At 63.8% G+C, this 12,183-nt stretch carries 13 protein-coding genes; 4 read left to right on the plus strand and 9 right to left on the minus strand.

Annotation, left to right across the window (positions count from 1 at the left end):
* The first annotated feature begins 81 nt into the window (after positions 1-81).
* The gene (locus AC5Y4T_RS00610) at positions 82-981 is read left to right on the plus strand and encodes a dihydrodipicolinate reductase (protein WP_499951954.1); all 900 of its coding nucleotides are present in this window, start codon (positions 82-84) and stop codon (positions 979-981) included.
* Here AC5Y4T_RS00610 and AC5Y4T_RS00615 read toward each other — a convergent pair.
* The 3 genes from AC5Y4T_RS00615 to AC5Y4T_RS00625 form a co-directional block, all read right to left on the minus strand.
* On the minus strand, positions 978-2,057 hold the full coding sequence (locus tag AC5Y4T_RS00615; protein WP_499951530.1) for an NAD(P)H-dependent amine dehydrogenase family protein: 1,080 nt from the start codon (positions 2,055-2,057) through the stop codon (positions 978-980). The genes AC5Y4T_RS00610 and AC5Y4T_RS00615 overlap by 4 nt on opposite strands.
* A gap of 90 nt (positions 2,058-2,147) precedes the next feature.
* Entirely contained in the window at positions 2,148-2,924 is a 777-nt protein-coding gene (locus AC5Y4T_RS00620) for an SDR family oxidoreductase (RefSeq protein ID WP_499951531.1), read from the minus strand.
* Positions 2,925-3,012: 88 nt separating this feature from the next.
* Entirely contained in the window at positions 3,013-4,626 is a 1,614-nt protein-coding gene (locus tag AC5Y4T_RS00625; protein WP_499951956.1) for a class I adenylate-forming enzyme family protein, read from the minus strand.
* A 121-nt stretch (positions 4,627-4,747) separates the two neighbouring features.
* Between AC5Y4T_RS00625 and AC5Y4T_RS00630 the strand changes: the two genes are divergently transcribed.
* From AC5Y4T_RS00630 to AC5Y4T_RS00640, 3 genes are all read left to right on the plus strand, one after another.
* Positions 4,748-5,278 carry a nuclear transport factor 2 family protein gene (locus AC5Y4T_RS00630; RefSeq protein WP_499951959.1) on the plus strand — a complete coding sequence of 177 codons (531 nt, stop codon included), beginning with the start codon at positions 4,748-4,750 and terminating at the stop codon, positions 5,276-5,278.
* 75 nt (positions 5,279-5,353) lie between these two features.
* On the plus strand, positions 5,354-6,574 hold the full coding sequence (locus AC5Y4T_RS00635; protein ID WP_499951961.1) for a CaiB/BaiF CoA transferase family protein: 1,221 nt from the start codon (positions 5,354-5,356) through the stop codon (positions 6,572-6,574).
* Positions 6,571-7,782: a cytochrome P450 gene (locus AC5Y4T_RS00640; RefSeq protein ID WP_499951533.1), complete on the plus strand. Its 1,212-nt coding sequence runs from the start codon at positions 6,571-6,573 to the stop codon at positions 7,780-7,782. The genes AC5Y4T_RS00635 and AC5Y4T_RS00640 overlap by 4 nt, the downstream gene beginning before the upstream one ends.
* Positions 7,783-7,792: 10 nt before the next feature.
* Here AC5Y4T_RS00640 and AC5Y4T_RS00645 read toward each other — a convergent pair whose 3' ends face one another.
* The 6 genes from AC5Y4T_RS00645 to AC5Y4T_RS00670 are packed head-to-tail and all read right to left on the minus strand — an operon-like array spanning position 7,793 to position 12,176.
* Entirely contained in the window at positions 7,793-8,395 is a 603-nt protein-coding gene (locus AC5Y4T_RS00645; protein WP_067351197.1) for a TetR/AcrR family transcriptional regulator, read from the minus strand.
* Between the two features lie 45 nt (positions 8,396-8,440).
* On the minus strand, positions 8,441-9,610 hold the full coding sequence (locus AC5Y4T_RS00650) for a lipid-transfer protein (protein WP_499951536.1): 1,170 nt from the start codon (positions 9,608-9,610) through the stop codon (positions 8,441-8,443).
* Complete coding sequence (locus AC5Y4T_RS00655) at positions 9,607-10,059, minus strand: MaoC family dehydratase (protein ID WP_499951537.1); 453 nt, start codon at positions 10,057-10,059, stop codon at positions 9,607-9,609. Before AC5Y4T_RS00655 ends, AC5Y4T_RS00650 begins: the two co-directional genes overlap by 4 nt.
* Positions 10,056-11,168 (minus strand): acyl-CoA dehydrogenase family protein, encoded by a 1,113-nt coding sequence (locus AC5Y4T_RS00660; RefSeq protein WP_499951540.1) that lies wholly within the window; start codon positions 11,166-11,168, stop codon positions 10,056-10,058. The genes AC5Y4T_RS00655 and AC5Y4T_RS00660 overlap by 4 nt, the downstream gene beginning before the upstream one ends.
* Positions 11,169-11,187: 19 nt before the next feature.
* Entirely contained in the window at positions 11,188-11,601 is a 414-nt protein-coding gene (locus tag AC5Y4T_RS00665) for a Zn-ribbon domain-containing OB-fold protein (protein WP_499951542.1), read from the minus strand.
* Positions 11,601-12,176: an FAS1-like dehydratase domain-containing protein gene (locus tag AC5Y4T_RS00670; RefSeq protein WP_499951543.1), complete on the minus strand. Its 576-nt coding sequence runs from the start codon at positions 12,174-12,176 to the stop codon at positions 11,601-11,603. Before AC5Y4T_RS00670 ends, AC5Y4T_RS00665 begins: the two co-directional genes overlap by 1 nt.
* Positions 12,177-12,183: the final 7 nt, after the last annotated feature.

A 12,183-nucleotide genomic window follows, 5' to 3' on the forward strand; every position in this document is an offset into this window, starting at 1 on the left:
GTGTCGACACCGGAGAAAGTCGGGGTGGATGCGGGTCAACTCTGCGGGACTGCGGATGTCGGTGTAAGCGCAACCGGCGACATGTCAGCGGTCTTGGCGCTGGCTCCGGACTGTGTCGCCTACTGCGCGACGGCGGTCCGACGCGAAGGCGAAGCCATCGCCGACATCGCCGGCTACCTCGAGGCGGGCATCAACGTGGTGACGTTCTCGACCATCCCGATGGTCTATCCGGCCGCGGCCCCCACCGAATGGCGAGAAGTGCTGGAAAGCGCAGCCCGAAAGGGTAACTCGACGTTCTACGCGACCGGCAGTGAGCCGGGTTTCATCAGCCTGAACATTCCCACCGCTCTCTTCGCAGGGGCAGGACGGGTCGACTCGTATCGAATGGACGAGTACGCGCTCGACCTGGACAAGGCGTATCCGATCTGGGACGTCTTGCACGAGTCGATGGGCTTCGGGAAGCCCGACGGTCATGTGCCGGTTCGCATCGCCTCGGGGAAGGTGAATAAGGACTGGGACACCGTGGTGCGTTACATCGCCGACATCCTGGGTTTCGAGCTCGACCGGATAGAACTGGATTGGGAGACGCTGCTCGCGCCGACAGATCTCGACACCGCGCTAGGTGTCATCCTCGAGGGGACGATCTGTGCCCACCGCTGGCAACTTGCCGGTGTGGTCGGCGCGAGACCGGTTGTCGCCGTTCAATACTTCGCGACGGTCAGCAGCACGCCATGGCCGGATCGCTGGCCGAAGCCGGCCCGCGAGAATGAAGGCGGCATGGTGTTCCGCGTTCAGGGCAGTCCGAGTATGAGCCTGGAGTTGCATCTCGAGCAGTCGGCAACGGACCGGGTGAACCCAGGCGTCGCGGTCACCGCCATGGCCGCTGTCAACGCGATTCCGGACGTCGTCAAAGCCCCCCCTGGCGTGATTGCCAATCCGCTGTCGGGACCCTCGATCGTGAGCAGGCAGTCGCGTATCTAGCCGACGTCTATTGCGTTGAGCGGTGCGGTGATCGGCAGGTCCAGCGACGTCGCGATCCCCGGCGCGGCGTCGATGACGTAGGGGATGGCGTTGACGACGCGCATGGCAGTTGCCTCCATTGCGTTGTCATTGGCCGACTCTGGAGTGTCCTCGGTGCCGAGCCGTAGGTCGCACTGCATATGAGGTTGGCCCTCGATGATGAGGCGGTATGTGCCGTTGGGTGCTGACGCCCACTCCGGGGCCAGGTCGGGAGCCATGCGGTTGATGTGTTCGATAGTGATCACCGGCTGACCGTTGACCACGCCGGTGGTTTCGGCGCGGACGGCGCCAACCGTCCCGGCGGGAATGGTCCCGCACGCTACATGCAGATCACGCGGGGTGATCACGCGTTCGTAGGACTCGGTGACCTCGTCGAGCTCAACGCCGAGCGCTTTGGCGACCAAGCCGATGGGCGGCCCCCAGGCGAACTGCTGGGCACCCTCGAGTTCAAGCAGCGGAGTGAAGTCCAGCGGCTTGCCGAATCCCATTGCAGTAACCATCAGGTCCTGATTCGGATAGGCCGAGTAGTCGAAGATCTCCTGCGCGCGAATAGACCGGATCGTGTTCGACAGGGTCGTCAGCAACACCGCGAACTGATCACCGGCGAAGCCCGGCTCGATACCCGAGGTGTAGATGGTCACCCCGCCCGACAAGGCCGCCTCGCGCACCTGGCTGGCCAGCTCGGGAATCCATCTGTCGGGGAACATCATTCCGGGTGTGTTGGTCGTGACGACGTTGAGCCCGCCGCCGAGCAGCCGCACGTAGTCGCGCACCGCCGCGGCATCCATCTCGGCGCCGGCCGCACCGTAGACGACGCAATCGGGCTTTAACGCGATGATGTCGTCGAGGTCGTTGGTCGTCGTCACTCCGATCGGACCCAGCCCGACGATCTCGCCGGCGTCGCGGCCTGTCTTCTCCGCGCTGTGCACCCATACCCCGACCAGCTCGAGGTGCGGACGCCGCACGATCGCGCGTATCGCCACGCTGCTGATCCAGCCGGTGGAGATGACGGCAACGCGTAACGGTTTGGTGGTCATGGCCATTGCTCCTACTCGTACTCGATCACAGATCGGGAATGGTCAGTTCCGATTTCGGTTCCCGGATGCCCATCACTGCTCCTATCGCAATCAGCTGCCGGTCGGAGCCTGTTGGCGCTTGATGATTCGGGGTGCGAGGTGCACGATTTCGCTGACCACAGTGGGGTTGGCGCGTGAAATGGCGATCAGGGAGAGCATGGCATTGGCCACGTCTTCGACTGTGGACATCTCGTCTGGAATCTGGCCGTGTACCACCCATGCACGGTACAGATCGGCCAGTAGGTCGCGGTCGGCTCCGCGCAGGATTTCGGTGTCGGCGGTGGGGCCGACGCTGACCCGGATCACGGCGAGATCCGGATGCTCGGCCCGCCAGGACCGCAGGATCTCGTCGAGCGCCGCCTTGCTGGCGTGATAGGCGGCCACACCTGCGCGAGGCCGGCCAACGTCGTGGCTCGACGCGACAATGACGACCGCGTTGTCCGCCAGATGGGGGAGGGTCGCACGCAGCACATGGGAAGCGCCAACGGCATTGACGGCATACGCATGCAGCCAGGTCTCGACTTCAGTCTCTTCGATCAGCGCGAAGGGCACGACGGCGCTGGTGAACACGACCGCATCGAGCTTGCCGAATTTGGCCACGACCTCACCAACAACGGATTCGACGCCGCGGGGGTCGGACACGTCGAGCTCGTGCGACGATCCATGCAGTTGATCGGCCAGTTTCGCGAGGAGGTCCAGCCGCCGCGCGGCGAGCGCCACGTTTGCGCCCCGGGAATGCGCGGCAACGGCCAATGCCTGTCCGATGCCCGAGGATGCCCCGATAATCAGCATCCGCGTCCCTGCAATGCTGGAGTGCCGGTCGCTCATGAATCGCTCCCTTTGTGCCGTAGTCGAGGCAATTCTCGCATGTGAGAATAAGGATTCTCGGCAAGGGTCGACCGCAGCCAGTTAACGCTCAGCGGCGCACCAGCAGTCCGCTGAGCTGTTGCGCCAGCTCCGTCTTCTTGATTTTTCCGGTCGCGGTGAACGGAAGATCTTGCTTTGAGGTAACCCAGATGACCTTCGGCACCTTGTATGCCGCAAGTCGGCCCCGCAGTTGCACCCGCAATGACTCGCCGTCGAGCGTCGAATCGCCGCGGGGCACCACCGCCGCCGCGACCACCGTTCCGTCCTCGGGGCTCTCGGCACCGACCACGTACGCTTCGAGCACGCCGTCGCAATCGGCAAGTGCCAGTTCCACTTCGCTCGGTGTGACGTTGGTTCCGCCGCCCGTCTTGATCAGATCACCCAACCGGCCGGTGAATTTGATCCAGCCGTCGTCGTACTCGACGCCGCAATCACCGGTCCGGTAGTACCCGCTCGCGGTGAACACATCCTCGCGCTCACGCTTGTAGAGGCGCTGCATCAATGAGTAACCGCGAACCCAGATCTCACCGGTCGTCCCGAGGGGGACCGGTACAGCGGTCTCGGGATCGACGAGGATGTGGCTGAGACCTTCGACCGAAAACCCTCCGGTCTCAGCTCGATCCGGCGGTTGTGGCGGATAAGGGTCCACGCCAATGTGGTTGCCGCACAGTTCTGTCATTCCAAGGGCATTCGGCCCCTTGGGTCGCCGGTCCGGCGACACCATCGCGGGCATACTGGTGCGCTGCACCGAACTGAGGTCGCGCCCGGTAAAATCGGGATGCTCCGACAAAGACTTGCCCTGCTGTGGCCAACCGAGCGCGATCGTCGCGCGATACCGCTCCATCAATTCCAGGGCCTCTGCCGCATCAAACGCCGGCTGAGTGACGAGCGTGGCTCCGTGGTGAATCACAGCCTGCAATCCGGTGATCAACCCGCCCACCCAGAAAAACGGCATTGCGGTAAACAAGACGCTATCGGCGGTGATGCCGTACTGGAAGGTGAGGTTATAGCTGTGGCGAACCAGGGTGCCCTGTGTGTGTACCGGCGCCTTCGGGTCACCAGTACTGCCCGAGGTGTAGATGATCATCGCCTCGTCCGCCGGGGTCACGCAGGACTCGACATCGAGAAGGAAATCGGCGTCGATGCCTAACGGTAGTTTTTTGTCCTCAAATGCCGTCGCCCAGGCCCGGTCACAGGGTCCCCACACCCCGATCGTGCGCAGAAAAGGCGTCTTGTGCAGGACGATGCGGCCCGGTTCACGCTGTTCCGCGAGACCCGGTAACGCCTCCTCGATCCGCTCGACGAAATCGTGGTTGCGGAAGGCGGACCATGCCAAGACCGCCTTCAGGTCAGCGTGGCGGGCGGTCCAGGCGAGTTCGGACGTCTTGTAGAACGTGTTGAGCGGAACAGCGACGGCGCCGATGCGGGTGGCCGCGAACCAGGCGAGCGCCCATTCCACGCTGTTGGGCATCAGAATCCCGACGTGGTCGCCCTTTCCGACACCCTCGGTGAGCAGCGCCATCGCCAACTGCGACGAGCGCGCGCCGAGATCGACATACGTCAGCACGTGCCCGTCGGCGATGAGGAACGGCTTGTCGCCGAAACGCTCTGCAGACGATCTCACCAGGGCGGGGACCGTAGGCATGATCGTCGGGAAGGGCATGTGGTCGTCATCCTCCTGTTCATTGGGCCTCAACAGGATAGTTGCCTTTCCGTGAAACGAGAACACCCGTTCTCGGTCCTAATGTCGTCGAACTACACTGCAAACCATGGCGCCGGACCGTCTGGATCGGATCGAGTCCAGTTTGGCGATCAGCCAGCTGCCGAGCCGCTATGCCATGGCGCTGGACGCCCGCGACCTGGAAAAGCTAACGGCGCTTTTCGTCGACGATGTCGAGGTGGGCGCGCAGGGCCGCGGCCGGGAGACGTTGCAGCGCTGGTATGACGGGGTTCTGCGGCGGTTCTACCGCAGCATCCACCTGATCTGCGGGCACGAGTTCGACTTCATCGCCGCCGATCATGCGACGGGATCGGTGTACTGCCGCGCGGAGCACGAGGACGGTGACGGGTGGTACGTCATCACGATGCGCTACGACGACGTCTACGAACGACGCGATGGCCGGTGGTACTTCGTCAAGCGGCGTGAGCATCCGTGGTACTCCGTGGACGTGACCGAACGGCCCGGGCCGGACTTCATCCGGTGGCCAACGGACGTACCGTTTCGCGCGGCCATGCCACAGCGAATGCCGAGTTGGCGAGCGTTTTGGGAGAACGGAGATCCCGAGCAACCCTGGCGGCTCTCCCGGCGCCCCTAGTCCGTTTACAATACAGGGCGAAAGTGCCATTCTCAGTTATGTAAATGCCAGTTATCGCAAGCTTGGGAGGGCGTCATTTCCGACGACAAGGTGCTCAGCGGGGTTCGTGTGCTGGAGGTCGCCGCGTGGACGTTCGTGCCCTCGGCCGGAGCGGTACTCGCGGAGTGGGGCGCAGAAGTCATCAAGGTCGAGCCGCGCGACGGCGGTGATCCCCAGCGCGGACTGGTCACGATGGGAATCGTTGACGGGGGTGGCGGGTCGGTCAACTACATGATCGAAATCCCCAACCGGGGTAAGAAATCCATCGGGGTGGACCTGAGCACTCCCGGCGGTCAGGAAGTGGTGCGCGAGCTGGCCAAGACCTGCGACGTGTTCTTGACCAGTTACCTGCCGGAGCGCCGCAAGAAGTTCGGCATCGACGTCGAGGACATCAAAGCGGCCAACCCGAACATCGTTTATGTGCGGGGGTCGGGGCACGGGCCGACCGGGCCCGATGCCGACAAGCCTGGCTATGACGGTGTGTCCTACTGGGCGCGTGGGGGAATCGCTAACGTTCTCACCGAGCAGGCCGACGAGCTGGTGCGTTCGCGTCCCGCGTTCGGCGACCTGCTCGGCGGGATGACGATCGCGGGAGGGATCGCCGCCGCGCTCTACAAGAAGGCGACGACCGGTAAAGGCTCGGTTGTCGACGTCTCTCTACTCGGGCTGGCTGCGTGGAACCTCAGCCCCGACGTCGCGGTGAGCCAAATACACGGCGGCAGTGCCATTCCCAAGTACGGGCACGCCGATTCACCCAACCCGCTGGTGGCCACCTACCGCACGAAAGACGACCGCTACGTGCAGCTGATGATGCTGCAACTCGACAAATTCTACGCCGAGGCGATGCGGGTGATTGGTCTGCCCGAGTTGGTCGACGATCCGCGATTCGCCGATCCCGCATCGCGGTTCGAGAACCGGGTAAATCTGGTCGCGCTGCTGGACGACGCGTTTGCCAAGCGCACGTTGGCCGAATGGCGCGAGACTCTGGCGGCACTCTCGGGGGCATGGGGAATCGTGCAGACACCGGCCGAGCTTTGTCAGGACCCCGCCGTCGTTGCGAACGGCTACATCGCGCACACCCAGACCGTCAGCGGAGTGCCATTTTCGTTGCCCACCAACCCCGTTCAATTCGACGGGCGATCGGTTGTCCCGCCCGGAGCGCCCGAGCACGGCCAGCACACTGAGCAAGTCCTGATGGATGCCGGCATCGACTGGGACACGATCACGAAGTACAAGGAATCCGGGGCGATCCTGTGAGCTCAGCGATCTCCATCGAATTCGACCCATTCTCGACCGAATTCTTCAATGGGGCCTACGACACCTACAGACGGCTGCGTGACGAGGCACCCATCTATTACAACGCGAAGTGGGATTTCTGGGCGCTCACCCGGTACGACGATGTAGCACCCGCAACCAAAGACCACGAAACCTTCTCGTCGGCCAAGGGCGCGACGCTGGACATGGTCAAGGCGCACGACGACGCCATCCCGGTACCCGAGGTGATCATCTCCATGGACCCGCCCGAGCATCAGAAGATGCGCAGGCTCGTCAGCAACGTATTCACCCCGCGGTCGATCGCCGCGTTGGAAGACATGGTGCGCGACAAGGTCTATGAGCGCATCGAAGCGCTGGATTTGGCGTCCTTCGACGTCGTTGCCGACTTCTCGGCCCTGTTTCCCAACGAGGTCATCACCACCATGCTGGGCGTGCCGAAGCAGGACCGCGACCAGATCCGGCTCTGGCTGGACTTGCTGCTTGAGCGCCATACTGGCGAGATCGCCACCACCAAGCGGGGATACCAGGCCTCGGTGAGCACGGGCCTGTATTACTACGATTTGGTGCAGCAGCGGCGGGCCCACCCAGAAGACGACATGATCAGCCGATTGATCGAGACGGAGATCGAACGTGATGGCGTGGTGGAGAAGCTCACTGACGTCGACATCACGGGTTTCGCAACAATGCTCGGAGGGGCGGGCGCCGAAACGGTCACCAAGTTGGTGGGCAATGCGATGGTCGCATTCGCCGATTTTCCCGACCAGTGGCGCAAGCTTCGCGACGACCGAAGCAAAATCCCGGCCGCGGTGGAGGAGTTGCTGCGCTACGAGGCGCCCTCGCAGTATCAGGTCCGGACCGCCACACGCGACGTCATGTACTACGGGACAACGATTCCGGCAGGCAGTGCAGTGCTACTGGTTACAGGCTCGGCGACCCGGGACGAGCGAATGTTCGACGACCCCGACCGGTTGGACATCGATCGAGACCGCAAGATGGGTTTCAACCTCGCGTTCGGCTACGGCATACACAGTTGCCTCGGTGCGGCGCTAGCTCGGATGGAGAGCCGCATCGCACTCGATGCGCTGTTGGACCTGCTTCCCGAGTATGAAGTCGACCGCGACGGGCTACAGCGGGTGGCCATGGCGAATGTCTGTGGCTGGTCCAATGTTCCCGTGCGCAGGGTCGGCTGAGGCCTGCCGTTTAGCGCCGGCGCGCGCCGCCGTCGACGAACCCTTTCACGACATAGGCCCGCACGAAGTCGGCCACCGCGTCGTCGTCGCGCATATCGATCGTCGGCGACGGAGTCGTGAACAACGAGAATAGGATTCGAGCAAACCACTCGGTCGCAGTGGGGATGTCGAGATCGCTTCGGACCTCGCCGGTCAACCTGGCAGCCGATACGTATGGCGCCAGGAACTCGGTGCATTCCTTGAGAAGCATTGCGGCGTTCTTGGTCATCATCAGGCTGACTTCCGCCTCGTCGAAGTACGCTTCCGGCTCGACGACGCGCCGTGCCTGGCTCACGAAGACAGCGGCTTCCACAAGCCGGCCCTCCAGGGTGCTACCGCCGCGACGGTCGATCGCCTTGGCCATGTTGCGGTAGAACCGCTGCGATGCCGCCTCCGCGCAGGCCTCGACGATTGTCTCCTTGTCCCGGAAGTATTCGTAGAACGTGCTGCGGGACACGTCGGCCGCCCGCGCAATGTCGACGACGGTCGTCTTGGCCAGGCTCTGGGTCCGAAAGCAGGCGAAGGCCGCCGCAATGATGGCAGCGCGGGTGTCGGTCGCCGTTGCCTGCGTCATGGAGGACCCCTTTCTAGCTTCCGATCAGGGTAGCGGTGTTGCGACTCAGCGGTCGGGCGAGAGGATCAGCCCGCTGGTCGGGACGCCGGTTCCCGACGTGACCAGGACATGTTCTACGTCGTCGACTTGGTTGTAGGACGTGCCGCGCACCTGTCGAACCCCCTCGGTGATCCCGTTCATCCCGTGGATGTAGGCCTCGCCGAGCAGGCCGCCGTTGGTGTTGATCGGCATCCGTCCGCCCAACGACAGTTCATCGATCGACACGAAATCCTTGGCCTCGCCCCGTCCGCAGAACCCGAGCTCCTCGAGTTGGGTGAACACGAACGGTGTGAAGTGGTCGTACAGGAACGCCGTCGAGATGTCATCCGGTTTCAGCCCGGAGTCGCGCCACAGCTTGTCGCCGACCACGCCCATTTCGGGTAGCCCGGTGATCTCTTCGCGGTAGTAACTTGTCATCACCTCGCCGTCGTAGGCGGCGCCTTGGGCGGCCGCGGTGATGACGGCGGGTGGCTTGGGCAGATCGCGCGCCCGCTCGACGCTGGTCACCACCATCGCGACGCCGCCATCACTTTCCTGGCAGCAATCGAGCAGGCGCAGCACCGGCTCGATGATCCAGCGCGACTCCTGGTGCTGCTCAAGGGATATCGGCTTGCCATAGAACCAGGCGTCCGGATTGTTGGCGGCATGTTTGCGGTCGATGACAGAAATCTTGCCGAAGTCGGCGTTGGTGACCCCGTAGGTCGACATGTACCGCTGAGCGTGCAGGGCGACCCACGCGGCCGGCGTCATGAACCCGAACGGGGCATATGGAGCCATCCACAACGGCGTCACACCGGGTTGGCGTCCAGCGCCGCCGAAACGAAAGCCGGAGCGCTCGTTGAATGCTCGGTAACACACCACCGCCTCGGCGGCACCGGTCGCGACGGCCATAGCGGCCTGCATCACCGTGCCCGCCGCCGCTCCGCCGCCGTGCGGCACCCTGGTGAAGAACGAGAGGTTCTCGATGCCGACGTTGCGGGCGACCTCGATCTCCTCGTTCTCGTCGACGGTGAACGTCACCATCCCGTCGATATCGCGGGGACGCAGGCCCGCATCGTCGATGGCCGCCTTGACCGCCTCGCAGGCAAGCTGCATTTCGGTGCGGCCAGACTCCTTGGAGAATTCAGTCTGGCCGATACCGGCGAGAGCCGTTTTCCCGCCGATGCCCGCGCTCACGCATCGACCCCGTCGAGCAGGCTGACCACCGCGGTGCCGGAGACATGCGCTCCGAGACTGTTGGTGCCCTTGAAGGTGACCTCCACCAAGCCTTCTCCGTCGGCCGACGACTTGTCGGTGACGCTGCCTTCGAAGCGCAACGGATCGTTGGGGTAGGCGGGAACACCGAGGCGAACGGAAAGCTTCTTGACCATCGCCTCGGGTCCAGCCCAGTCGTGCAAAAACTTCACACACAGCCCGTTGGTGGTCAGGATGTTGAGGAAAATGTCCTTGGAGCCTTGGGAATTGGCGAAGTCGCGGTCGTGGTGCACCGGCATGTAGTCACGCGACGCGATGGCGCCCGCGACGATCAGCGTGGTGGTCACGGGCACATCCATCGGTGTGACCTCGTCACCGACATTGACGGTGTTCCACGCCAGGGTCGTTGTGCGCTTGAGGGTGGAGGTCATGTGTCGCTTCCTTCCAGGTATGCGTTGCCGAGCCGGGCCAACTGCAGTGATGCCGACCCGAGTGCGAGTTCGTTCTGCTTGGCCCACAAGAAATAACGGGACAGCGGGTAGGTGACATCGATTCCCATGCCGCCGTGCACTTGCTGGGTCGAGGAGGCGACGCGGGCGCCTGCCTCGGCGGCCCAAAACTTGGCGATGCGGGCCTCTCGATCGGCCGGTCGTCCTTGGGCGATCAACCATGCCGCGTGCCACGTGGTCCAACGGATGGCTTCGACGTCAATGAACGCGTCGGCGAGACGCTGCTGGACGGCCTGGAAGGATCCAATCGGGCGGCCGAATTGTTCGCGCTCGCTGGTGTACTTGGCGGCCAGTTTCAAAGCCCGTTCCACAACGCCGATTTGGATCGCACACAAGCCGACGAGGGCGCGGGTGTAAAGCGAGCCGACTATATTCCCGGCGACGTGCTCAGTGAGCCGGCGGCCGATCGCGCCGGTCATGTCCATATCGGCGTGGGGTTCACCATTGGTGGTGGGCACGGGTGTGATACTCACGCCATCGGTTCCGGTGTCGACGATGAATAGGCCAGGACCGTCTTCGGTCTGCGCCGACACGACGACGGCCGCAGCGAGTTGCGCCGCGGGCACGAGCTCCTTGCTGCCGTCTAGCCGCCACGTGTCGCCGTCGGATCGCGCGGTGGTGCGCGGGGCGTTCGGTTCGGAGTTAGCCGGTTCGACGAGCGCCGCGGTGAGGATCGTGCTGCCGTCGACCACGCCGGGCAGATACCGTTGCCGCAACACGGAATCGCCGTGCCGTGCGATCGTATCCGCGCCCAGGACGAGCGTGGCATAAACCGGCACCGGCGCGACGCTGAACCCGACCTCGCTGAGCAGAACACCCAACTCGAGGAATCCGCCGCCGCTGCCGCCCACGGATTCGGGTAGTGCGATGCCGAGTAGGTCCGCGGACGCCAGTTCGGTCCACAGTGCGGCGTCGTAGCGCACGTCGCCGGTCTCCAGCTCGGTCAGATGCTCGGGCGTGGCGCGGTGCTCGAACAGCTGGCGCGCAACTTTACCGACGGTCTCTTGTTCCTCAGTGAAGGTGAAATCCATTGTTTTGCTTCGCCTCCGGTCACCCAGCGGGCCGGAATTGGTGCAGCACCAACTCGTCGCCGCTCGGCAGGGCTTCGAAGGTCTCGTAGAAGACCTCGACGGGCATGCCGACCTCGATGGCGGCGGGTTCGATTTCGCAGAGGTTCGACACGATGCGGACACCCTCGTCGAGCTCAATGAGCGCGACGACGTAGGGGTACTGGAGGAACGGTAGCGGCGGATACTGCGGCATCACGAAGCTATACACCGTGCCGCGACCCGACGCCACGACGTAGTCCCACTTCAGCGACTGGCATTTGCCGCACATCGGCCTTGGCGGGACGCGCAGCGTCTGACAGTCCGCGCAGCGCTGGATGCGAAGTTCGTTGTCTTGCAGGCCCGACCAGAAGAACTCGGTGTCGGGGCTGATGGAGGGGGCGAGTCTGCTGGCCATCAGTCCCCAGCCGTTCCGGCGGGGGCCCCACCCGTCTTGAATCGCAAAGTGCGAAACCACTGGCGGCCGATGACCTCGCCATTCTGATCGCGGTAGGTGGTCACCCAGGTGACGAAGAAGCCGTTGCCCATCGCCGTCTTCTTCTCATCCGAGATCGAGTCGAACACCGTCTCGGCGGTGATCTGGTCTCCGACCCGCGGATAGCGTTCGATCTCGAACTCGGAGTTCGTCGCGATGATGCCCGTGTACCCTGCGTCGGACAGAAACTGCAGCGGGTTGCTCTTGATTTCGATCGGCACACCGCCGCGCTCGCGAATGCCCGCCAGCTTCGGTGGGGGCATCGTCCAGCTCTGCAGCATCACCGGCGGCGAGACCAAGCCGCCGTAGCGGGAATTTCGCGCGAACTCCTCATCCAGGTAGGCCGGGTTCATGTCGTCCAACGCGTGCGCCCAGTGCCGGATCATGGCGGCGTTCACCGGATCCGGCGCGCGGGCGGGTCTGCCGACCCCGTCGGTGGGCGTGCCGATCAGCGCGTCGAGGCGTTGGCGCAGTTCGTCATTGGTCACTTCGGTCATAGATGTC

Source organism: Mycobacterium sp. NGS11 (assembly GCF_059813315.1).

Excerpts from the sequence above, each read along its gene's own strand:
- AC5Y4T_RS00610 (WP_499951954.1), top strand. The coding sequence starts at position 82 with ATGTCAGCGGTCTTGGCGCTGGCTCCGGACTGTGTCGCCTACTGCGCG.
- AC5Y4T_RS00615 (WP_499951530.1), bottom strand. The coding sequence starts at position 2,057 with ATGACCACCAAACCGTTACGCGTTGCCGTCATCTCCACCGGCTGGATC.
- AC5Y4T_RS00620 (WP_499951531.1), bottom strand. The coding sequence starts at position 2,924 with ATGAGCGACCGGCACTCCAGCATTGCAGGGACGCGGATGCTGATTATC.
- AC5Y4T_RS00625 (WP_499951956.1), bottom strand. The coding sequence starts at position 4,626 with ATGCCCTTCCCGACGATCATGCCTACGGTCCCCGCCCTGGTGAGATCG.
- AC5Y4T_RS00645 (WP_067351197.1), bottom strand. The coding sequence starts at position 8,395 with ATGACGCAGGCAACGGCGACCGACACCCGCGCTGCCATCATTGCGGCG.
- AC5Y4T_RS00655 (WP_499951537.1), bottom strand. The coding sequence starts at position 10,059 with ATGACCTCCACCCTCAAGCGCACAACGACCCTGGCGTGGAACACCGTC.
- AC5Y4T_RS00660 (WP_499951540.1), bottom strand. The coding sequence starts at position 11,168 with ATGGATTTCACCTTCACTGAGGAACAAGAGACCGTCGGTAAAGTTGCG.
- AC5Y4T_RS00665 (WP_499951542.1), bottom strand. The coding sequence starts at position 11,601 with ATGGCCAGCAGACTCGCCCCCTCCATCAGCCCCGACACCGAGTTCTTC.
- AC5Y4T_RS00670 (WP_499951543.1), bottom strand. The coding sequence starts at position 12,176 with ATGACCGAAGTGACCAATGACGAACTGCGCCAACGCCTCGACGCGCTG.